Below are 21,934 nucleotides of genomic sequence, written 5' to 3'. Positions count from 1 at the left end.
TATTAACCAACTGCACAAGCGTTGCGTGTACACAATGACATTAGTGCATAGAGATCGAAGATATTTAACACGCCGTCATTGTTGAAATCGTGAGCCTGTAGCGATGCTTGCCTGGTTAGTAAAAGACCATATAAAGCAGTGATGTCGTTGTAATCTACATCTGCATCACCATCCATGTCACCTACTACAGGCTCCGGCTCACTCGTTTCAGGGAAATCCAGCACAACAATTACTGGATCGTGATCTGACGAACGATAAGCATCAGCCCCGTAATAGCTAGAAAGCTGTGTTTCTGACTTATATTCAACGTTGTAGTCGAAGACACGAGGCTCATCAGCATTGATATGCCAAACCGTTGCGTCTGCCACATACTCAGTCAAAGTTGAGCTTGATAGCGCGTGGTCTAAGTAACCCATTTCGCCGCCGAAGCTATAAGAATAAGCACTTTCGCCGTGGAAGAGGTTCACCAAGTTGCTGTAACCGGCGTCTTCGAGAGCAAGAATTGGATCTTCTTTCGCATAAGCATTTAGGTCACCCATTACGATAACTCGGTCAGACAAACCTTCACTGTTTTGCACAAGCGCTGTCAGCCCTAACGCAGCTTGGGTACGTAGCTCGTTCCAGCAGCCTTGTCCATCACCTAAATCAGCATCATTACCTGTTGCACTGCCACAGCTTCCTTTTGATTTGAAATGATTTACCGCGAGCGTAAACGCTTCGCTGTTACTATTTACGCTAAAGGTTTGTAACAGCGGCTGGCGGTTACCGTAGTCAAAAGGAGCTTCAGAGGAAGTAACCGCTGCGCCTTGTGGTGTAACCGTTGCAGGCTTATAAATAATACCTACCGCAATTTCATCACCACCAAGTAATGATTCAAGTGCTACATAGCTATACACGTCACTACCAAGTTCAGCATTTACGCTATTTACTAGAGAAGCAATGGCAGAATCACTCCCGTATCCATCGTTTTCGATTTCTACTAAGCCAAGTACATCTGCGTCCATCGCAACGATGGCCGCTACTGTCTTCGCTTGCTGGCGGGCAAATTCATCTTCTGAGTCTGCACCACGAGAGGTAGGGAAGTTCGGACCATTAAAGTAGTTAAGCACGTTAAAGCTAGCCACTTTGACATCGCCTTGTACGTCTAACTGAGGCACATCTGTTCTTGGGTTTGTGCGTACAGTTTGAAGAGCGCCAACTGGAATTAAGTTGTAAGCACCAAATGCGTAGTGCATTACACCTTCCAGGCCTTCTACACTGTCGCCTAAACGCAGAGGATTCGCATGAGATAAACCTCCAACTGGGAAAGGAATATCGTCAGCATTTTGTGCGCTTGAGCCATCATCAACCAACAATGTGTTGCGTGCATTCGCTTCAGCCAAGGCAATAGCTTCACTTGAACCCGCGGCATATTGGTTTGTAGGGATCATCAGGCGGCCTGATGACACGTTGAATTGCCCATATCGACCAAGATTGTAAACGTCTGTCACGTTCAAAGTTTGCTGGAATTGAACCTGCATACCTTCAAGTGACTCTAGGTTAACGCTCTCGTCAAATGGCATTTCAATGCTTGTCGTTAGTATATCAGCACCTGCACCTAGCGTTTCAGCATTGGCGCTTAGTACAATTTCTGTAATGCCATTGTATTCTGCCACTGCACCGCTAACACGCACAGCATCACCAACAGATGGGTATTCAGTGAAGGTTGTCGAATAGGCAAATACACCTTCAGACGTCGCAGCATTACCATCAGAGTCGGCGGCTTCTTCTTGAATAAAGAATCCGTTCATTTCCGGCACAACTTTAGTCACTACTGCCTCAACAACAACGTCATTGCCTGTAAGTGGCGAGGTATCGCCTTCGCCTTGGATAGCGCTAATTAAGACTACTTCACCAACTGGGTCAGTTGGGTCTGTAGGATCAGTTGGGTCGGTCGGGTCAGTTGGATCCGTAGGCTCGCTAACAGATCCATTGTGCGAACCAAAATTGTTAAGCGTATCTTTTGGTAGGCTATCCCATTCTTCAAGGGTAAACGCTGGGTTGCGGTTAGGGTTGCCTGCCGTTACTGAACTCTTGCGTACCAAAGTAACGTCTTTACCCCAGTTAGTTTTAACGCCGTACGTACCTAGAGCATCAACAACCTGACCGTTGGCGACGAGCTCAATGTAGTCATCGCCATTGAAATTAATCACGAAGCTGCTAATCGTTGAGCCGGCAGTTAACAGTGCATCTGCACTTCCGTGAGCGAATGTTGCTACGCCACCTGCTGGGATTGTGCCTTCAAGTGCTAACACTTTACGGTCAGCATCTGCGGTCTCACCATTGGAGAGTAAAACTAACTCATAACCCGCTAGACTTACCGGTTGTGTCGAGCTATTGAAAAGCTCTATACCTTTATTGAAACCGCCACCTTCGATGTATTCTGAAATGTAAATACTGCTGGTAGAAGGTGTTGTGTCACCGCCGGTATCACCACCTGTGTTGCCGCCGGTATCACCACCCGTGTCACCGCCAGTATCGCCACCCGTGTCACCGCCAGTATCACCACCTGTACCATCACAACTCTCGTTGAAGATAAGTGAAGCAAGTTCAGGTTTGTCAATAAACGGATTTCGGTTTCCTTGGAATTCATAAACGCGCTCGTTACGACGACGTTCGAAATCATCCACTGGATCACTTTCATGCCATTGAAGCAATACGCAAAGCTTACCAAACGCGGCTTCGCTAGTAGAGGTAAGGCGATTTACTAACACTAAGTCGTCTTCGGTATCACCAGCTGTATTGCCATCGTAACGCACGTCCATGTATAGCATTGAGCGTGCTACATCACCTTTTACTGCGTCACGAGGCTCAAAAGAGTCACCATCAACTCGGTTTAACGGAGCTTCAGAAAGCGCGCTATCACTAAAATCAAAATCTAAGTTGCCGCGTGAGCTATTTACAGAAATATCGGTAGGACGCAGGTGCAGAATATCGCTGTATGCCGTTAGGCTTGAGCTAGGAAAACCATGGCTCTTAGCCCAAACGTGTTCGCGATTCCAATTGTCTGGGTTGGTGCTTTGACTACCGCTACCGTTGGTAAACTTGCCTTGTGATATGCCTTTGTAGAACAAGATAACGTTATCGGTGTTCGCAGGATCTTCATCAGTGTAAGTGAGTGCTGTCCACACTTCTGAGTAAGAAAGCGTACGATGACCATTTTCAATGATGTCATGCGCCGTGTCTTTTAACGTTTGCGCACTTTCACCGTTTGCAATAGCTGTGTCGAGAGCTGCGTAATAGTCAGATGCAACAAAGTCGCTGGCTAGGTTAACTGCTTCCAAATCAGGGCAGTTAAAACAAGTACCACTTAAGAAAAGAAGTTCATTTGAAGGTTCACCGCCGTTGTCAGGGTCACCGCCAGTATCCCCACCATCGGTAGTTCCATTTCCACTTACTGAAATACTGTCTAAATTGAGATATTCGGTACCCGAGTTGTTAGCCATGGCTACTTTCAGTTCTAAAGTGCTTCCGCTACCTATCGTTTCGGTCAGCGTTGCAGAACCAAAGTCTTCCTGTACCGTATTCGTTGCCCCTTCTGAAAGCGTAATAAGCTCGAATGCGCCACCATCTAATGAGTAAAATACATCGATGTAGTCTGTCGACTCAAAATTTCCACTTTGCGAAAGCACGGCATTTATGGTGATATCACCGGCACCAGATATATCGATAGACTCGCTCAACCAGACTACTTCACCGTCAGTATCACGTGCTTGCATTGCGCCGCTTTCAACACGGAACCAGTCTGAAGTCGCACTTAGCTCACTCGCTGACACGTCTACGGACCAACGATCAACACCTTCAAGGTCAACAATTGCTCCCGCTGGGTCTGAGCCAGTTGCGCCCTTGCCTTGCAGTTCATTTGCTTCGAAGTCCTCTTGCCATACTGTATCTGCAGAGGCATTAATAGAAACAACGCCTAACGACAATGCGCCCGCCAACAACGCGTTGACTACTTTAACTGATTTCCTCAGCTTATACTTTTGTGTGTTACCCTCATGAATCATTTTGCTTTCCGCTTTTTTGTATAAGGAAGGTATAAATTCTTATACATACGTATATACAGCAAGCACTTAATAAAAATAATAATATAAACGTCACAAACGTTAAAAATCAGAAACTTAGACGTTTAAAATAAACTTACTTATTGATTAACTCTGCTGAACTTTGGTACAGGGAAAGTTGATTTGTCACAATGCGTAAATGTTTCAGCTTTGAAATATTTTAGTGACTCGCCGTGGTGCATGTTACAGTTTTATGCACAAAAAAAGAGCGCCTTGTGGGCGCTCTTCAAATCATAACTTTAGGACAAAAAGCGCTGAGTACACGCCTTTTCGTTGTTGTCTATAACTGCTCGTTTAAGAAGGCGTTAAAGTCTGCCTGAAATGCAGATTTCAGCCGCATACACTGTTGAGACTCGTCCTGCATAATTTCGACACCGCGTGCCATTCCTTGATAGGTCTCGCTAATTGGCGCGTAGAACGCATTGGCCATTTCTAAGTTTTCAGCCGAACAGGTTGTTGAAACAAATTTCGGCATTCTGCTTACATGGTAATCAGGCATTTTTGCTAGTAGCGCGTCTTTATTCTCACTAAGCCACTCATACAATAGCGTATGATCGTCTAAGTTACGTGCTACTCTCACGACCATATACATGGTATTTGCAGGCGTAATATCATCGGTAAGCGCTAAATCTAACATTTTAAAGACGGTCGCTTTGTCTTCAAAGTACATCGAATACACCAGCGTGCTTTTCACATTTGGCAACTGTGCTTTTTTAAATGCCTCTACAATTGTATTAAACCATGTGCCCTGCTCGCCTTGTTCACTATTTCGCGTAGCAATTTCAATTGCTGTACCGGCAATACCGGAAGGAACACTGCTAGTATCTGCAAGGTACTGTTTCGCTATTTTAACGCTTTGTTCAACAAGTTGATCATTGTTCGAATGAGTACCCAGTAAGCTGTATAGCTGGTTACGCAGGCGAATGACATCTGCGTTATCCTGCTCACTTTGAGACAAGGTAAGTTTGTTTAACAAAGGCATATAATTTTGATTTAGAAGCTTCGCATATGCGGCTTTATTGTCTTCATTTACTAAATAACTAAACTCAGCTAACACGCCAACAGCCGCACGAATGACCGCAGGGTCATCATCTTTTGCCAAGCTATTAAGCACCTTCATCACGCTGTCTACACCTACTTGATCTGCGTTTAACAGCGCCTGGTAGTTGTATAGCACATTTTTCTTTTCACGCTTATTTAGCGCATCAATGTTATTCAGCAGTGCGTTTAGCTGAGCTGGTTCAATTGACCAACGGAAGTAACCTGTTGCATTGTCATTAGGGTACACCCAGTCTGCTTCAGCAAGCTGAGGTAAAACTGTGGTTTCTTTATCAATAAAAACCACTTCGTTTAGTATTTTTCCGTTTGATTGATAAGTCAGCTTTAATGGAACTGCCCATGTCTTATCTTCCACGGTCGCGCCTGCAAGGTGAAAACGGGACTGGGTTAATTTGCCATCTTTTGAAATATGAATAAGTGGGTAGCCCGGCTGTTCCAGGTAGGCTTTCATCATGGCGCTTAAGTTGAAATCGGACACTTCATCTAGAGCGCGCCACAAATCGTCTGCTACGGTATTACCCCAAGCATGGGTATTCATGTAGTTTTGAACGCCTTCACGAAACTTTTCTGTACCAATTAGCGATTCAATCATTTGTAAAATTGATTCACCTTTTGAGTAGTTCAAGCCCAACCCATCCATCACATCTGGCTGACTTTTCACTACCTTTTTAACAGGTTTCACCGTGGGACTAGCATCTGCACCAAATGCTCCCTCTTGTACTATGCGATCGGCGTAGTTCAACTCTGGATACAAGGTTTTCATAGTATGACTTGCAGCCCAAGATGCAAACGCTTCGTTCAGCCATAGGTCATCCCACCACGCCATTGTTACCAAGTTGCCAAACCATTGGTGAGCAAGTTCATGCGCAATAACATTTAGCGGTCGTGAACGCTCTGTGACGCTTGGGTTATCTTCTAGCAGTAACAAACTATCGCGATAGGTAATTAAACCTACGTTTTCCATTGCACCGTGGGTAAAGTTGGGTACGGCAACAAAATCCATTTTTTTATAGGGGTACTTGATACCGAAAAAATCTTCCAGCGAGGCTAGTATTTCTGGGGTGTGTTTGATAACAAATTTGGTTTTATCGGCATACCCTTTTGGAACGTATATTTTTCCTGGCACCGACAGCCCAGAAATTTCAGCACTATCAAAAGGCCCTACGGTATAGGCAATAAGATAAGTCGGCATGGGCTTAGTTTTTTCAAACACCACGGTTTTAATCCCGTTTTCCACTGTCACCTTTTCAACAGGTGTATTACCCACAATCTCCTGGTGTTCAGGAGAACTGATGGTCATTTGATAAGGAATTTTGAAGTTTGGCTCATCAAAACTTGGAAACGCTTTCCGCGCATGCATATCTTCAAACTGGGTAAATATATAGTTGGTCTCTTCAAAACGTGACAGATACATGCCATCTGAAGACGTGTTCACTTTCCCTTCAAACGTAATCTCTAACGTATACTTCCCAGGCGCAATCTCATCTTGCGATTCGCCCCAATTGATGTCGTATTCTCCAATCGTAACATTTAAAGGATAGCTGCTGCTTCCAGACACTAAACGCGCAGAAGTCACGGTCAAATCTTGCTGATAAAAGCCCACTTTCTTAGTTGGGGTTTTAACCGTTACATCAATATTCGTTTTTCCAGAATATGTAGGCTTATCAGGGTCGATATTTAAGTGAATGTGTTGAAAAGTGGGAGCGATTGTTGACGGTAAGCGGTATTCAACATCAGCAAGTGTCTTTTTCGCAGGTGATACGACTGCAGATGCAGTTTGCGCTTCTTGCGCCACTACTGCCGTTGTCGATAGCGATGTGAATGCAAAAACACTCGCAACCACACCAGCTAGTGTAGATAGTTGTTTCATTATGGTTTATCCATGTTATGGGAAAATCCCTATATTCATCCATGGGTAAGAATAAATATCAAAAAGAGCCTTAGCAATCTAAAGCCCTTTTGGCATGGGTTCAAATTGTTACTATTCATGTCAACCGCAAGAATTATGCATTTCAGCGTACATTGACTCTGGCGATTTATCTTGTTTCTACTTCGCTTCCTGCTGATTGAGCTTTTTTATTGCCTTGCCATCAGGGGCCAACTTAGTGCCAATCGCCCTCTCGCCATTTTTAATGACATTGGTACTCACGCGAATATAGTCGTCTCCTGTTTTACTGAAAAGCGTGGCGGTGCCTCCCATTTTAAAAAAGTTGTCCAATTAACAACCGATTATCAGTCTGTGCTACTTCATGGTCACCTTTGTGCCAACAATTTTCAGTGCCGGTGCACCTCGAATTAAGGCATTCCTTGCAAACTGTCCGTGACAAGAAGGACATATTCCTTCTTCATGAGTAAAGTCCTCAACTATTCTCTCTTTAAAGCATTTAACCAACGCGCCTTTGCCGCCTTTTCGGTATTTAAATAGCTGGAATTTGCACTTGGAGCAATAAATTTGCACGGTTCTGACCGGCCCTTTTGCATTAGGTTTTGCCATAATTTCTCTTTGTATGTTTTAGGATCCTTCAAATTTCACCTTTTGTCGAAATGCGACAAATTGTAAATCTCGGTTATACTTTCGTGAGGGCGCGTTGCCCTTGGGTACAAACCACTAGCATGCTTGCCTCGATGTTAGCGTGTTAAGAACGAAGGTAATATCAATGAAGATAGTTGCAGCCCTGTGCTTTTTAATGTCTGCGCCGATTTATGCCGGTACAGCCGTGATAATAAATGCCAACAACAATTCTGGGATCGATATCGATACCGTCAAGAAAATATATTTGGGAAAAGTAAAAGCATTTCCCGATGGAAGTCGCGCAATTCCCCTTACCTTCGAACAAGGTAATAATATCAGAGACGCTTTTAATAATAATGTGCTTGGAAAATCTGAATCACAATACTCTGCATTCTGGTCGAAGCTTGTGTTTACTGGCAGAGGCACACCACCTGAAATGATAGCAACTGAGGATGAGATGTTAAATCTTGTCGCGACCAACCCCAATACCATAGGCTTTGTGAATGAAGGTAAAGTTGATGGCACAGTAAAAGTTGTCGGTACATTTTAGGGCCTGCTGTTGTTTAATATTCATCAAAGACCAACAAGCCCTGTTTATTTAAACTAGGAACAAGTGGCGACGCCTTGTCTAAATGCGTCGCCCTTTTTAGGCGTCTAGCTTCAATCAGGAAGTGTCGAAAGATAGTTAATGTTTGCAAAAGCCATTATGACATCTTTGGCGAAGTCGACCCTAGGATGACGAAGCGCTCCCTTTTTCCACACTAAATAAACATCGTTTTCTGGGCCTGGCTTGCCCAGCGCGACCAATTCGCCTTTTGCAATACCTTCTTTACACAAGTAGTCAGGCAAAACCGAATAACCAATCCCCGCTTTGATAATACTACTTATTGCTCTTATATCGGGGCAAACAGCCGCGACAGGCGACTCACACGCAGCGTTAAATACCTCCGAAAAGTATCGCCGAACAAGCGGTAACTGTTCATCATAGGTTACGACTTTATGTTGGTTGAGTAGCGCTGCCGATATTTCTCTTTCTCGCAGCAACTTTCCCTGCACACGGTTCATCACTAAGATTAAGCGCTCTTTATCCAACTTCTGATATTCATACACCGCGTCAGTGGGCTCAGAGGCCGTAATGGCAAGCTCAGCTACATCGTTCTCCAACAAATGATAAATATTACTTTTGTTGCCGGTATGGATCACTAAATTCACTTTATCGGCCTGAAGCAAGTTAGCGAGTGCCGGACCTGCCACCTGACTAAGGTACTCTGCAGGGCCTGCTAGGTGTAACGTACCGTAATCGGTAGAAGCGCGACTGCGAATAGAAGCCACTTTCTGCTCTAACGTATCAATGTGACTAGCGACCTGCAGCGCCAAGTCATCAGCGATAGCCGTTGGCTCAACGCCTCTCGCTTTTCTTATGAACAACTCTTTACCGACAATATTCTCCATCGCTTGTATGTGAGAAGTGACCGCTGGCTGAGACATATGAAGGCGAGCTGCAGCACGCGTAATGTTGCCGCTTCGATAAACTTCGACAAAGGTTTTTAACTGTGTTAAGTAAGACATAATCCCTACCCATCAGATTTTTGATGACTCGTCACAATTTATCTGACTTCTCGATGTAAGCCAACCTCCCTAAGATACACGCACTTTCTAATGCGACAGGAGCTACACATGACATCAGCATTATCAATTTTATCGCTCGCCATTATTGCGGGCTTATCACAGTCGGCCTATGCGGCAGACGTTAAAGCTGCGAATGCCGGTAAAGGCGAAATACTTGTACTACTTTCAAGTGAAAATGTAATGCAACTTGCAGATGGCAAAACAGAGCCTACAGGCTATTACCTTAACGAGTTTGGTGTGCCGGCAAAAGCATTGGTAGATGCAGGCTACAAACTGGTATTGGCCACGCCAAAAGGCAATGCGCCATCTGTAGATAAAAAGTCAGTAATACCGCAATACTTTGATGGCGGCGAATCGCAAATGAGAGACATTCAAACGTTTGTAACGTCAATAGAAGGCATTGATGACACGCTGTCATTGAGCGAAGTGATTGGACAAGGCCTAGAAGAGTTTGAAGGCGTTTTCATTCCAGGCGGTCATGCACCGCTTATCGACCTGGCAAACAATCCTCAAGTGGGTGAAATTTTGTCTCACTTTCACAGTGAAGGAAAACCTACTGCCGCAATCTGCCATGGTCCAATCGCCTTACTTTCTGGGCAGTCTAACCCGCAGGCATTTGAACTGGCATTGAAATCCGGAGAGCAAGCCTCATCTGAGAGTTGGATTTATGATGGCTACAAAATGACAATCTTCTCCACTCCGGAAGAGGCCTATTTTGAAAGCACGTTAAACGACGCAACGTTATTGTACTACCCAGCAGACGCCATGGCGCAAGCGGGTGGCAAGATGGAATTCAAAGAAATGTGGGCGCCAAATATAGTAGTAGACCGTGAGCTTATTACAGGCCAAAACCCGTTTTCTGATGAACTGTTAGCTGAAAAGCTTTTACAACAGTTAAATTCACAACCTAATTAAGGACAGGCAACACTATGCTTAATTTTACGTTCAAAAATCAAACCGAAATTTTGTTCGGCAAGGGGCAACTAAGTGAAGTGCCTTCACGTTTGCCTAAACAAGCAAAAGTCCTCTTCCTCTACGGTGGCGGCTCAATTAAGACAAATGGTATTCACGATAAAGTAACGACTGCACTAGCAGGTGCTGAGGTTATTGAATTTCAAGGTGTTGAACCAAACCCAGAATTTGAAACACTGATGAAAGCTGTGAATGTCGCCCGTGAAAATGACGTGAACTTCATTCTTGCTGTTGGCGGTGGAAGTGTTATTGATGGCGCGAAATTTGTAGCTGCTGCCGTTAACTTTGCAGGCGATCCATGGGACATACTTATTAAAGGTGCAGCATTTGAAAATCCATTACCTATTGGCGCAGTACTTACTTTACCTGCGACAGGTTCTGAGAGTAACGGTAACTCGGTAGTAAACAGAAAAGAAACGTCGCAAAAACGCGCGTTTTCTTCTGAAACAGTTCAGCCTGTTTTTGCCGTACTTGATCCTGAGTTCACCTATTCACTTCCACCACGTCAAGTATCGAACGGCGTGGTTGATGCTTTTGTTCACGTGATTGAGCAATACCTTACCTACCCTGTAAACGCACCGCTTCAAGACCGCTTTGCAGAAGGAATTTTACAAACCTTAGTTCAAGAAGGTCCTAAAGCGTTAGCGACGCCTGAAGATTACGATGTGCGTGCAAACGTAATGTGGTCAGCAACAATGGCGCTTAACGGATTAATCGGCAAAGGTGTACCGCAAGACTGGGGCACACATATGATAGGTCACGAACTTACTGCGTTACACGGTTTAGATCACGCCGTGACCCTAGCAATTGTTCTACCGTCGTTAATGTTCGTGCAGCGCGACAAAAAGCAGGAAAAAATTCTGCAGCTAGGTGAGCGCGTGTTTGGCATTCAGGAAGATGACAAAGAAAAGGCCATAGACTTAACCATAAAAGCGGTTCAGGACTTTTTTGAAACTATGCAGGTTAAAACCCGCCTGTCAGACCACAACATTGAAAAGTCTGCCATTGATGGGCTAATCGAGAACCTTGAACGCAACGGCTTAACAGCGCTTGGCGAGCATGGTGACATCGACCTTGCTAAAGCCCGTGAAATTCTAACTCTCGCGGCATAACCCCTAGGTTTTAAAGCACTCAGCCTTCGCTGAGTGCTTTTGTTTATTTAGAAAGAGAGAAATATGACTGCATTATTTGAACAATTTTCGTTAAAAGACGTGACGCTTCGCAATCGTATTGCTGTGCCTCCTATGTGCCAATACTCTGCAGAAGATGGGTTTACAAACCAGTGGCATGAAGCAAACTACCAGTCATTTGCCCGAGGCGGTGCTGGATTGGTTATCGTTGAGGCAACCGCCGTCTCGCCAGAAGGACGTATCACGCCAAATTGCTTAGGTATTTGGAAAGATGAACACGTTAGTGGCTTAAAAAATGTTGCTGATCGTATAAAAAGCCAAGGCGCTGTTGCTGGAATTCAAATTGCACATGCCGGGCGCAAAGCGAGTGCTAACCGCCCTTGGGAAGGCGATGACCACATTCAGCCAAGTGAAGAAAAAGGGTGGCAGCCTATTGGACCTTCGGCAGAAGCCTTCGGGGCACACTTACCTGTTACGCCTACAGAAATGACTAAAGCCGATATTGAGCGCGTTAAGAGTGACTTTGTGAAAGGTGCCCAGCGCGCGCTTGAAGCTGGATTCGAGTGGCTTGAACTGCATTTTGCCCACGGTTATTTGGCTCAAAGCTTTTTCTCGAAGCACGCCAATAAGCGTACCGACGAATACGGCGGTGATGCGCAAGGCCGTGGTCGATTCTTACTTGAAACACTGAGCGCAGTGCGTGCGGTTTGGCCTGAAAACCTACCGCTTACCGTACGCTTTGGCGTTATCGAATACGATGGTGATGACGAACAGACGTTGAGCGAGTCTATCGAACTTGTAAAACAGTTCAAAGAAATTGGTACTGATTTCGTTAGCGTTAGCGTTGGCTTTAACACGCCTGATGCGAATATTCCTTGGGGCCCGGCTTTCCTTGCTCCAATTGCGAAAAAGGTACGTGATGAAGCCGGGATCCCGGTTGCTACAGCTTGGGGAGTAGACACACCAGAGCTCGCCAACGATACCATTGAAAACCAACAACTTGACGTTGTTATGGTAGGTAGAATGCATCTTACTAACCCACACTGGTCTTACTTTGCAGCGAAAAAGCTAGGCGTTGAAAAACCATCTTGGGTAATGCCTGCACCATATGCACACTGGTTGGAGCGTTACGCACCATCAGACGAAAGGTAATTATTGACTTTACAGGCAGCAGTGTTTTCGAGCACTGCTGTGTTTTTCCTCGTCTTTTGCCAATAACATATAATACCAGTCCGCATAGATAATTACCCACTCAGCGAGACTTAAAATGTTCGTAATCGCGGCGTGTTACCGCAGGTATAGTGGTTCTACATTAAGGTGACACAACAAAGAGTACGGACATTTTAAACTCGCCCTTCGGGAAGGTCTGGCAAGCTTCCTAGCTTCATTCTGGGAATTTGAAAGGGAACAGCCATTCCTACATTCCCACGCTTCGCTAGGAAACTTGCCAGCACCTTCTGAGTGGGCAATTATCTATGCGGATTGGTATAACGTTGCGTCTCTGCACTTGCTTTTTTCCAAGTTAGGTTTAAGGTTGCTATAAACCTTCTTCAAGATTTGAAAGAATGCAGGTTAAAGATTTTTTTTCCTCATCAGCAAAGCTTGCTGATCTAACGTCACTCCGAAGGCGCCGTGTCATTCAAATAAGCGCGGTAACAGGCTTCGGGCTTTTTGTTTCGTCTCTGGTCGCGAGAGGCATAACTTTTGATATCGTTTTACTGAGCCTGTTCTCATTAATCGTCACTGGCTCGCTCGCATACAAGTATTACGTTACCACCAGCAGCTACCTACTTTTAGGCGCTATGTCGTCAATGCTGTTTGCCCTATCCGCAACAGGTGCAGGCGTATTTGATATCGCCATGATTGGCTATCCTGGCGTCATCATATTTGCAGCTTTATTAGGTGGAATTGCCCTATTTGGCACCGTTTTATCTTTAGTGCTTCTTCAGTGCATTACGCTTACGTGGTTGATAATGCACGATGTGGTAACACCAAACCCGCCTATTTTGAGCTGGTCTCATGTGCTTTTCATCATGGTTATTTACGTTATTACGGGCTTCAGCGTTTTTGTTTTAATACAGGATATTCGTCGACTTATGCAGTCACTGCAGCAAGAGGTGTCTAAAGTTGAGCAAAATAGAGCACATATCCAGCACTTGGCACATCACGATCCGCTCACAAACTTGCCAAATAGGATTTTAGGCGAGCGACTTTTCAACGAAAAGCTACGCGAGAGTGAAGATAAAGGGCTTCAGCTCGCGCTGCTGTTCATAGACTTAGACAATTTTAAACCCGTGAATGACGCTCTTGGCCATGCTGCGGGCGATCGGTTTCTTCAAAAAATATCTCAAACCATCACCGACCACCTATCCACAAAGCAAAGTTTAATTCGCTTCGGTGGCGATGAGTTTATTGTGTTGGTGCCAGAAATATCAGACAAATCTGAAATCGATGACTTATGTAAAAACTTAATTACGTGGTGTTCGAACGAGTTCGAAGTGCTGCAAACCAAAGTGGTAGTATCGGGTTCAATTGGTGTGGCACAAGCGCCTTATGACGGAATTAAATTTAAGCAGCTGTGCCGAAAAGCGGATATTGCCATGTACGAAGCGAAACGCAACGGCAGAAATAGATACGAATACTATGACGTGCGCTTTGACGAAGAAAACGATGAAAGATTCACACTTACTCAGCGTTTGCGCCCGGCCGTACATGCCAATGAATTCGAGGTCTACTACCAACCATTGATAGACCTTGCCTCTAACAAGGTTCAAGCCGTAGAGGCGCTTTTGAGATGGCCTCAGAAAGACGGCTCAATGATATTCCCCGACAAGTTCATACCTTTAGCCGAAAGCAGTGGCTTGATCATCCCTCTTGGTGCTTGGGTATTAAATCAGGCTTGTGAATTTTGCGCTAAACAGCATGAAAACGGTCATACTAATCTTACGGTTGCCGTAAACTTATCCTTTGCACAATTCAAAGATGGTACGCTCCCCGCTGTCGTTGAGCAGGCCTTGCAAAATTCACAATTAGCACCGCAATTTTTAGAGCTGGAGCTAACTGAAACCATACTCGCGGATGAAAATGGCACCACTGGCGAACAACTCGAAGCCATTAAATCGTTAGGCGTGCACTTTGCCATTGATGATTTTGGTACCGGTTACTCTAATTTAAATTATCTACAGACATTTAGCGCTCGCAAACTCAAAATAGACCGCATTTTTATCAACACCTTGGGCATTGGAGAAAACGACGGACCTTTAGTTGCAGCAATAATCAGCATTGCCGACAGCCTTGGCATGAAAGCGGTAGCTGAAGGTATTGAAAGTAAACCCGTTTTAGAAAAGCTAATAAAAATGGGGTGTGACTTGGGTCAAGGCTATTATTGGAGCAAGCCACTCCCCGCGCCCGAGATAGAACAATTCTTAAGTAATCATCCAACAAAGTAACCACTTACACTAAAAATTCGGAAATGTTCCGCTGTGAAGGCGCTGTTTTAGAGACCCATGATATTTCAAACGGACGTTTTCATGCCGAAGGCTTAACGCAGCATTAGCTTGCTAAAAATACCCATCCGCCTAAATCGAAAAACACTAAAACCCGTGATACGTCACAAACTCTTCGTTGTCGGCGCGAGTTGAGCGAACCTCGTTTGCAGCGAACTCTGGGTCTGGATAGCCCAAGGCTATGCAAATCATAATGGCCTCATCATCAGGGATGTTAGCGTGCTTGTGTACCACATCAGACTGCATAATGCCCTGACCATTGATAACACAACCAAGCCCTAAGTCCCATGCAGCTAGCACAATGCCATACGCCAGCGACCCTAAACCAAACTGCGTGATCCCTGCTGGCTCTAAAGCCTTGTCATAGGTAAGCACCAAAGAAACGGGTGCATCAAACTGCCTAAAGCCGCGCATCATCCAATCCATACGCTTTTCCTTGTCTTCTCGGGTTATTCCCATCACGTCGAACAGCTGTATGGCTACATCAATTTGACGCTGGCGGTGAATCCCCTCGTAGTCCTCTTTGTAGGGAAAGTCTCGAGTGTGCGGTTTACCTTCAAGTGTATTTTTGGTGTTGCCTTCACGAATTCTATCAAGCACGTCGCCTGTTACTGCATGAATTTTCCAGGTTTGCGTGTTATAGGACGATGGCGCCCACTTCGCTGCGTTGATAATCGCGTCTACTGTTTCCTTAGTAACGGGCTGTTTAGTGAACCCTCTAACACTCTTTCTTGATGCTGCAAACTCTGCAAAATTCATACACTTCCTTAAACGCGGTAATTGAACTTGTTAAGTTAGAGTAAACACGACGAGTTTGCTCTTCAATAGGTGGCAAACCTAATTCAGATTGTTTGTTTTTATAGATATATATAGAGGTTTGTAAACCCTTTCATTTAGCAGTGCGTAGCAAAAGCATGTCATGAGTCAGGCACACATGATGTTTATGGAAGTTTGGCTTTCAAAAGAAGCATACGAAAGGAGTTTTATAATGGCTAAGAAACCGCAGTTAACCACGTCGGCAGGCGCCCCCGTAGTAAGTAACGAAACCACTAAAACAGCAGGAGAGCGCGGCCCCGCCCTCTTACAAGATTATCAACTAATCGAAAAGTTAGCGCATCAAAACCGCGAACGAATTCCAGAACGTGTCGTTCACGCGAAAGGCTGGGGTGCACAGGGCACATTTACGGTCACGCACGACATTACCGATTACACATGCGCTGACTTATTCTCAGAAGTGGGCAAACAAACTGAAGTATTAAGCCGGTGGTCTACGGTAGCAGGAGAATCAGGCGCAGCTGATACCGAGCGTGACGTGCGAGGCTTTAGCTTGAAGTTTTACACACAACAAGGCAACTGGGATATGGTAGGTAATAATACTCCTGTCTTCTTCATTCGTGATGGATACAAGTTCCCTGACTTTATTCGTACGCAAAAACGCCATCCGAAAACTAACCTGCGTTCACCAGAAGCCATGTTCGACTTTTGGGCTGCACAGCCAGAAAGCGTGCACCAAGTTACCATTTTAATGTCGGACCGTGGTATTCCAGTGTCACCTATGCACATGAACGGCTATGGCAGCCACACTTTCAGCATGTGGAATAAAGAAGGCAAGCGTCATTGGGTAAAGTTCCATTTCAAAACTCAACAAGGCATTAAAAACTACACCAATGAGACGTCTGAAAAAATCATTGGAAGCACTCGGGAAAAATATCAAGAAGAGCTATATAACGCCATTGAAGAAGGCAATTTCCCAAAATGGACAATGTACATTCAGGCCATGCCAGAAGAGGAAGCAGGACAGCAAAGCTATAACCCGTTTGACCTAACCAAGGTGTGGCCTCACGATGACCATCCGCTTATTGAAGTTGGCGAACTGGAAATGAACAGAAATCCAGAAAACTACTTTCAAATGATAGAAAACGCAGCATTCAGTCCGTCAAATGTTGTCCCTGGTATTGGTTTTAGCCCTGACAAAATGCTTCAGGCTCGCATATTTTCTTATGCTGATGCCCATCGCTATCGTTTGGGCACACACTATGAAGCACTCCCCGCTAATGCGCCGAAAAATAGCAAGGTAAACCACTATCACAAAGACGGCGCAATGCGCTTCTTTACCAATGATTTTGGTAACCCTGACGCCTACTACGAGCCTAACCAATACGAAGGTCCGGTGGCTGACTTTTCGGTGAAAGAGCCCCCGCTTCGCATTGATGGAGATGCCGATAGATATCATCAAGATGAAGCAGATGTGGATTACGTGCAGCCGCGAAAACTGTATGAGATGTTTTCTGATGATCAAAAAGAACGGCTATACAAAAACTACGCTGCCGCTATGGGCCCGTGCTCAGATAGCGTAAAAGAGCGTTGGTATGCCGTACTAGAAAAGGTACATCCAGACTACGCCGCAGGCGTACGAAATGCGGTAGAAAGCTTAGATACCGACGTAAATACGGTACCGATTACTGAAAATACCCCTATCGAAAATAGCTAAACGCTATTGTTGTAAGGTATCGCAGCCCAGCGGTTTTCTCCTACTGAAATCTGCTGGGCTACACAATTAAACAAACATGGCATATTTTTACTTGCCTAAAACACGTCTAACTGATGATAAAGAGACTTCTGTCATCAAAATATGCTCATTGAACTTTAGAACAAAACTTGTCGAGTAGGTTTGCGAGATTGAAAATTGTGGCTTACGTTTAATGTATCTTAACGTTTATAGCGCTATGTATGTCGTTATTTAAGAAGTCAAAAACAGAACAATCCACCTCTCGCCAAGCTCCATGGAAAATAGCCATAATCGATGATGAAGAAGGCGTACATGAGGTTACTAAACTCACTCTGCGGAAATTTAATTTCGAAAAACGCGGGGTTGAATTTCTATCAGCTCACAGTGGCGCTGAAGGCCTAGCACTTTTCAAAGCAAATCCAGACATCGCTCTCGCTTTCGTTGATGTGGTAATGGAAACTGACGATGCGGGTTTGAATTTGGTTGATGCCATTCGCAACGAGCTCAATAACCATACCGCCCGCCTTATTCTGCGAACAGGTCAACCTGGTCAGGTGCCGGAAGAAGAGGTAATCAGGCGTTACGACATAAACGACTACAAAGCCAAAACCGAATTATCATCGCTTAAACTTAAATCATGCGTATACACAGCAATAAGGTCATATCGGGATATTCAGACCATTGAGCAAGGTAAGCGCGGTATGGAAGACGTTTTAAAATCCTCGTCTTCCGTTTTAGCAAGCCAGTCTTTAGCCCAATTTGGCACCGCAGTGTTGAAACAGACACTTACACTGCTTAACCTAAACAACTCTGTACTCTACTTGTCTACTCAGCACACCGACTTATATGGCGATACGACCATGACGGTGCTAGGTGCCAGCGGCGACCTAGTTGGATTATGCGAACCTGGAATTTCTAGCCGAATTCCTGAAACCATCGAAGAAGAAATCAAACAAGTCTTAGAAAACAAAAGTCACTATCAGTCTAAAGATTTATTCATCGGCTACTACCCTATTGGAGAAGATAGCCACAACATTTTATATGTTAAGTTAGATCATCCACTGGATGCTCTGCAGCGCAAGACCTTAGAGATGTTTGCCTCTAATGTGGCGGTAATATTCCAAAATCTCACGCAAAAAGAAGACATACAAAAAACCCAAAAAGAACTCATTATGGTGCTTAGCGACGCAATCGAAATGCGGAGTAAAGAGACCGGTGGCCATGTGAGAAGGGTCATTCTTATGACCGAATTTCTCTCTGAAAAGCTTTACATGAGCCGAGAGTTTATTGAGACCATACGGTATTCAGCCGCACTTCATGATGTGGGTAAAATTAGCATCCCTGAAACTATTTTACATAAGCCGGGCAAACTCGACCCCGAAGAATGGGAGATCATGAAGACCCATGCACAAAAAGGCTATGAGCTACTTGCGGGATCTGATCGCATCGTTGCTAAAATGGGCGCCATCATTGCGAAAACGCATCATGAGCGGTGGGATGGTCAAGGTTACCCTGAAGGTTTAGCTGGAGACGACATTCCCGTGGAGGGTCGTATTATGGCAATTGTCGACGTTGTCGACGCATTGCTATCTAAGCGCTGCTATAAACCGGCATGGAGTCCTGAGGAAGTAAAAGCCTATCTTCATGAGAATTCCGGGAAACAATTCGATCCGCTAATCACCCACATTATGATAGAGCACTTCGACAGAATCCTTGAAATCCGAGCCACAGAACCGGACGAAGATGAATGAAAGAATCGCTAGAACTAATCTTATTACGCGTTAGCCAAAGCGCAGATATTGATAAAGGTGAATTAGACGTTGCTTCTAGACTTATTATCAACTCGGTGTGTGAGGGTTTGCAAATTACTCGAGCTGGCATTTGGTTGTATGATGAAATGCAAACACTGGTACAGTGCACATTGCTCATTGATAAGGGTAATGACCTGGACCACGAAAGCTTAGTACTTACCCGAAAAGACTTTCCTCATTATTTCGAGGCGCTAGATTCAGAGAGAACCATTGCGGCCCACGACGCATTAACAGATGTTGCAACATTTGAATTTGCAGAAGTGTATTTAACGCCGCTTGGGATTAGCTCTATGCTTGATGTCCCTATTCGCCACCGCGGCAAAATGATTGGGATAATTTGCTGTGAACATCAAGGCAAAGCCCGTGAATGGCATGCCGATGAAGTTGTATTTGCGGCGTCACTGGCAGACCTTTACGGGCGTGCAGTGAGTGCAAATGAGCGCGCAGATTACGAGCAGAGGCTAATTGAGGCCAACCAAACCCTTGAGCAAAAAGTAATAGACCGCACGGCTGAACTTGAGGCCGCACAAGAAAAGCTCGTCGAGTCAGAAAAAATGGCGGCGTTAGGAAATCTAGTCGCAGGCATTGCTCACGAAGTTAATACGCCGTTAGGCATTGCACTTACCTCCGTCAGTAACTGCAAAGAAGAACTAAAAGGCATCTATCGAGACTTCGAAAACGATGAATTAACCGAGCAGGGTTTTAAAGACTTCGAAGCTATTTGCTCTGAAGGGCTAAACTTGGCTGAAACAAGCCTGATGCGGGCAGCGAATTTAGTACAAGACTTTAAGCGCACTTCTGCTGACCAAACGTCGTTAGAAATAGAAGAAATTGCATTAGACGAATATATCCCTAGAGTCTGTAACCCCTTAAAACCCATGCTTCGCAAAGAACAAGTCGAGCTAAGCATAGACGTTACGCCCAATTTAGTGATAACCACCTGCCCTGGTATAATTGCCCAATTGCTAACAAATTTAATCTCGAATGCTCAGCGTCACGCTTTTGGTCCATCGGTAAATAACGACGTAAATAGAGTAAGTGTGAGCTGCAGCAAAAATGCCAAAGGCATTGTGATTAGCGTACAAGACAATGGCAAAGGTATACCAGAGGCACTTCACAAGAAGGTATTCGAGCCATTTTACACCACGGCTCGTGATAAAGGCGGTACAGGGCTGGGCCTAAATATTTTATACAACTTAGTACGACAAAAATTTAACGGTGAGATTGACTTAACATCAACCCCTGGAGAGGGAACGAAAGTAACCGTCTGTATTCCGGTTGAAGACTAGCGTGCCTCTCATTTTCCACTACCTATACCCTGCGTTATAAATTCCCTGTGCAGCGCGCGACATTATTAAAATGTCGCCCTCACGACAGACCTGAAATCAAAGGCTGGGCAAGCTAAATACAAAAGCATAACAAGGCATGTAGAAATGCAACTTTCACAATGGCGAAGTTCCGGCCACTTTTTAAACGTCGACGGTCAGCAAGTTTTTAATAAAACAGAATGGTCACCAACACATGCACTTACTTTTGGACTATATGAAGCAGCGTAAACAATACCGAGAGCGCTGGGTAAGTGCACTGCAAAATGCCAATGCCCCTCTTCGACTAACCGCAGGCATGGCTGAACCAATCTCTGGCGCGCATATGGTGGCGCGGTAGGAATAACTCATTCCCAATGCAGACGTAATTGAGCTCGATCAAATTGGGCACTATCCGCAAATTGAAAGTGCTGAAGCCGTGGTGAAATCTATAACAAGCTTTTTAGGTCGCTACGCTAACTAAACGTGAAACTTTGTCTTGATACGGCACGCGACAGGGGTAATATAAAGCTTCACTGATTTAACTCTAGACTCGCAACCAACGTTTATGGACGCTTCAACCAACAACGAAATTATTCCTGCCGCTAGCTTTAAGCAGATTGATATTGGTTTCGTGACCCCTGCTGCTTCCATAAAACGGTTTGTACAATGCATATGGGTGATTGATAACCCAGAAGGCTCAGCTACAACGCTAAACGAAAAATTTTATCCCGATGCAGGTGCTAGTTTGACTTTTTATCTCGATCAAACTAACTGTGAAGCACAATTGTTTTACCATACTCAGGTCTGCGCCATGCCGTGGGAACTGGCTTGCAGACAAATAAGTGTAAGATTTAGGCCCGGTGCCTTGAAATACTTGTTCGGTTTAACCTTTGATGACAGTCAAAACCAACAAATCGACATCGCGTTGGCTATGGTTAAGCAGCGTGATTCCTATCAACGACTGCAAGCCTATCTTATTGGAAAAACTATTAGCCAGCAGTGCTTAGCAATACAGCACTGGTTGATTGAGCTAGCAGAAAATACTGATGGAGCCTTTCAGAAATGGGAGCGCATGCTTTATCAGTCGATGAATTTACTGGTGCCCCCACAACATCTTGCCGATCAGTTCGGCGTCAGCCGAAGAACGCTGGAGCGCCAATTTCGCACGAACTTTGGTTTCTCGCCAAACAAACTGTATAAATTTGCTCAAATACGCCATGCACGATCGTTATTAACCTCAAATTCTGAAGCGCTGAGCCACGTCGCCTTGGCATGTGGTTACTTCGACCAAGCGCACTTTACGCATTCGTTTAGTGATTTCGCGCTGGAAACGCCCCTTCAGTATAGAAAGCGAAAGTTGTCGCAAATTTACAATTAAGCATTTTGCTTAGACTTT

Annotated in this window: 16 protein-coding genes; 10 read left to right on the top strand and 6 right to left on the bottom strand. The window is 44.8% G+C overall.

Going from position 1 to position 21,934, the window contains the following annotated elements:
- Positions 1-2: 2 nt before the first annotated feature.
- The 4 genes from MHM87_RS07445 to MHM87_RS07430 form a co-directional block, all read right to left on the bottom strand.
- A complete protein-coding gene (locus MHM87_RS07445) occupies positions 3-4,046 on the bottom strand; it encodes an ExeM/NucH family extracellular endonuclease (RefSeq protein WP_239258356.1) in 4,044 nt (1,347 codons plus the stop codon).
- Between the two features lie 337 nt (positions 4,047-4,383).
- A complete protein-coding gene (locus MHM87_RS07440) occupies positions 4,384-7,032 on the bottom strand; it encodes a M1 family metallopeptidase (RefSeq protein WP_239258354.1) in 2,649 nt (882 codons plus the stop codon).
- A 177-nt stretch (positions 7,033-7,209) separates the two neighbouring features.
- Positions 7,210-7,380: a Cache 3/Cache 2 fusion domain-containing protein gene (locus MHM87_RS07435; protein ID WP_239258352.1), complete on the bottom strand. Its 171-nt coding sequence runs from the start codon at positions 7,378-7,380 to the stop codon at positions 7,210-7,212.
- Positions 7,381-7,404: 24 nt separating this feature from the next.
- Complete coding sequence (locus MHM87_RS07430; RefSeq protein ID WP_014949892.1) at positions 7,405-7,656, bottom strand: hypothetical protein; 252 nt, start codon at positions 7,654-7,656, stop codon at positions 7,405-7,407.
- A 163-nt stretch (positions 7,657-7,819) separates the two neighbouring features.
- On the opposite strand from MHM87_RS07430, the gene MHM87_RS07425 reads away from it, so the two are divergent.
- On the top strand, positions 7,820-8,224 hold the full coding sequence (locus MHM87_RS07425; protein ID WP_239258350.1) for a phosphate ABC transporter substrate-binding protein: 405 nt from the start codon (positions 7,820-7,822) through the stop codon (positions 8,222-8,224).
- Between the two features lie 110 nt (positions 8,225-8,334).
- Here the strand turns inward: MHM87_RS07425 and MHM87_RS07420 are convergent, their stop codons facing one another.
- Positions 8,335-9,243 (bottom strand): LysR family transcriptional regulator, encoded by a 909-nt coding sequence (locus MHM87_RS07420; protein WP_239258348.1) that lies wholly within the window; start codon positions 9,241-9,243, stop codon positions 8,335-8,337.
- Between the two features lie 108 nt (positions 9,244-9,351).
- Between MHM87_RS07420 and MHM87_RS07415 the strand changes: the two genes are divergently transcribed.
- The 4 genes from MHM87_RS07415 to MHM87_RS07400 all read left to right on the top strand — a co-directional run bounded on the left by MHM87_RS07415 (position 9,352) and on the right by MHM87_RS07400 (position 14,854).
- Positions 9,352-10,218 carry a type 1 glutamine amidotransferase domain-containing protein gene (locus MHM87_RS07415; RefSeq protein ID WP_239258346.1) on the top strand — a complete coding sequence of 289 codons (867 nt, stop codon included), beginning with the start codon at positions 9,352-9,354 and terminating at the stop codon, positions 10,216-10,218.
- 14 nt (positions 10,219-10,232) lie between these two features.
- Positions 10,233-11,387, top strand: coding sequence for an iron-containing alcohol dehydrogenase (locus MHM87_RS07410; RefSeq protein ID WP_239258344.1), 1,155 nt, complete (start codon positions 10,233-10,235; stop codon positions 11,385-11,387).
- Between the two features lie 63 nt (positions 11,388-11,450).
- The gene (locus tag MHM87_RS07405) at positions 11,451-12,557 is read left to right on the top strand and encodes an NADH:flavin oxidoreductase/NADH oxidase (RefSeq protein ID WP_014949897.1); all 1,107 of its coding nucleotides are present in this window, start codon (positions 11,451-11,453) and stop codon (positions 12,555-12,557) included.
- Between the two features lie 413 nt (positions 12,558-12,970).
- Positions 12,971-14,854 carry a bifunctional diguanylate cyclase/phosphodiesterase gene (locus tag MHM87_RS07400; RefSeq protein ID WP_239258342.1) on the top strand — a complete coding sequence of 628 codons (1,884 nt, stop codon included), beginning with the start codon at positions 12,971-12,973 and terminating at the stop codon, positions 14,852-14,854.
- Between the two features lie 144 nt (positions 14,855-14,998).
- Here the strand turns inward: MHM87_RS07400 and MHM87_RS07395 are convergent, their stop codons facing one another.
- Positions 14,999-15,670 (bottom strand): nitroreductase, encoded by a 672-nt coding sequence (locus MHM87_RS07395; RefSeq protein WP_239258340.1) that lies wholly within the window; start codon positions 15,668-15,670, stop codon positions 14,999-15,001.
- Between the two features lie 229 nt (positions 15,671-15,899).
- On the opposite strand from MHM87_RS07395, the gene MHM87_RS07390 reads away from it, so the two are divergent.
- The 5 genes from MHM87_RS07390 to MHM87_RS07370 all read left to right on the top strand — a co-directional run bounded on the left by MHM87_RS07390 (position 15,900) and on the right by MHM87_RS07370 (position 21,916).
- Positions 15,900-17,402, top strand: a complete 1,503-nt coding sequence (locus MHM87_RS07390; protein WP_239258338.1) for a catalase — start codon at positions 15,900-15,902, stop codon at positions 17,400-17,402.
- 239 nt (positions 17,403-17,641) lie between these two features.
- Positions 17,642-19,171 (top strand): DUF3369 domain-containing protein, encoded by a 1,530-nt coding sequence (locus MHM87_RS07385; RefSeq protein ID WP_239258336.1) that lies wholly within the window; start codon positions 17,642-17,644, stop codon positions 19,169-19,171.
- Positions 19,168-20,520 carry a GAF domain-containing sensor histidine kinase gene (locus MHM87_RS07380; RefSeq protein WP_239258334.1) on the top strand — a complete coding sequence of 451 codons (1,353 nt, stop codon included), beginning with the start codon at positions 19,168-19,170 and terminating at the stop codon, positions 20,518-20,520. The genes MHM87_RS07385 and MHM87_RS07380 overlap by 4 nt, the downstream gene beginning before the upstream one ends.
- A gap of 232 nt (positions 20,521-20,752) precedes the next feature.
- Positions 20,753-20,896 carry a hypothetical protein gene (locus MHM87_RS07375; RefSeq protein WP_239258332.1) on the top strand — a complete coding sequence of 48 codons (144 nt, stop codon included), beginning with the start codon at positions 20,753-20,755 and terminating at the stop codon, positions 20,894-20,896.
- 207 nt (positions 20,897-21,103) lie between these two features.
- Complete coding sequence (locus MHM87_RS07370; protein WP_239258330.1) at positions 21,104-21,916, top strand: helix-turn-helix domain-containing protein; 813 nt, start codon at positions 21,104-21,106, stop codon at positions 21,914-21,916.
- Positions 21,917-21,934: the final 18 nt, after the last annotated feature.

Origin of the sequence: Alteromonas sp. Cnat3-28, from assembly GCF_022348265.1 — a bacterium.
GTDB lineage: Bacteria > Pseudomonadota > Gammaproteobacteria > Enterobacterales > Alteromonadaceae > Alteromonas > Alteromonas macleodii.
The sequence above is the reverse complement of the archived record's forward strand: the minus strand, read 5'-3'. Positions and strand labels throughout refer to the sequence as shown.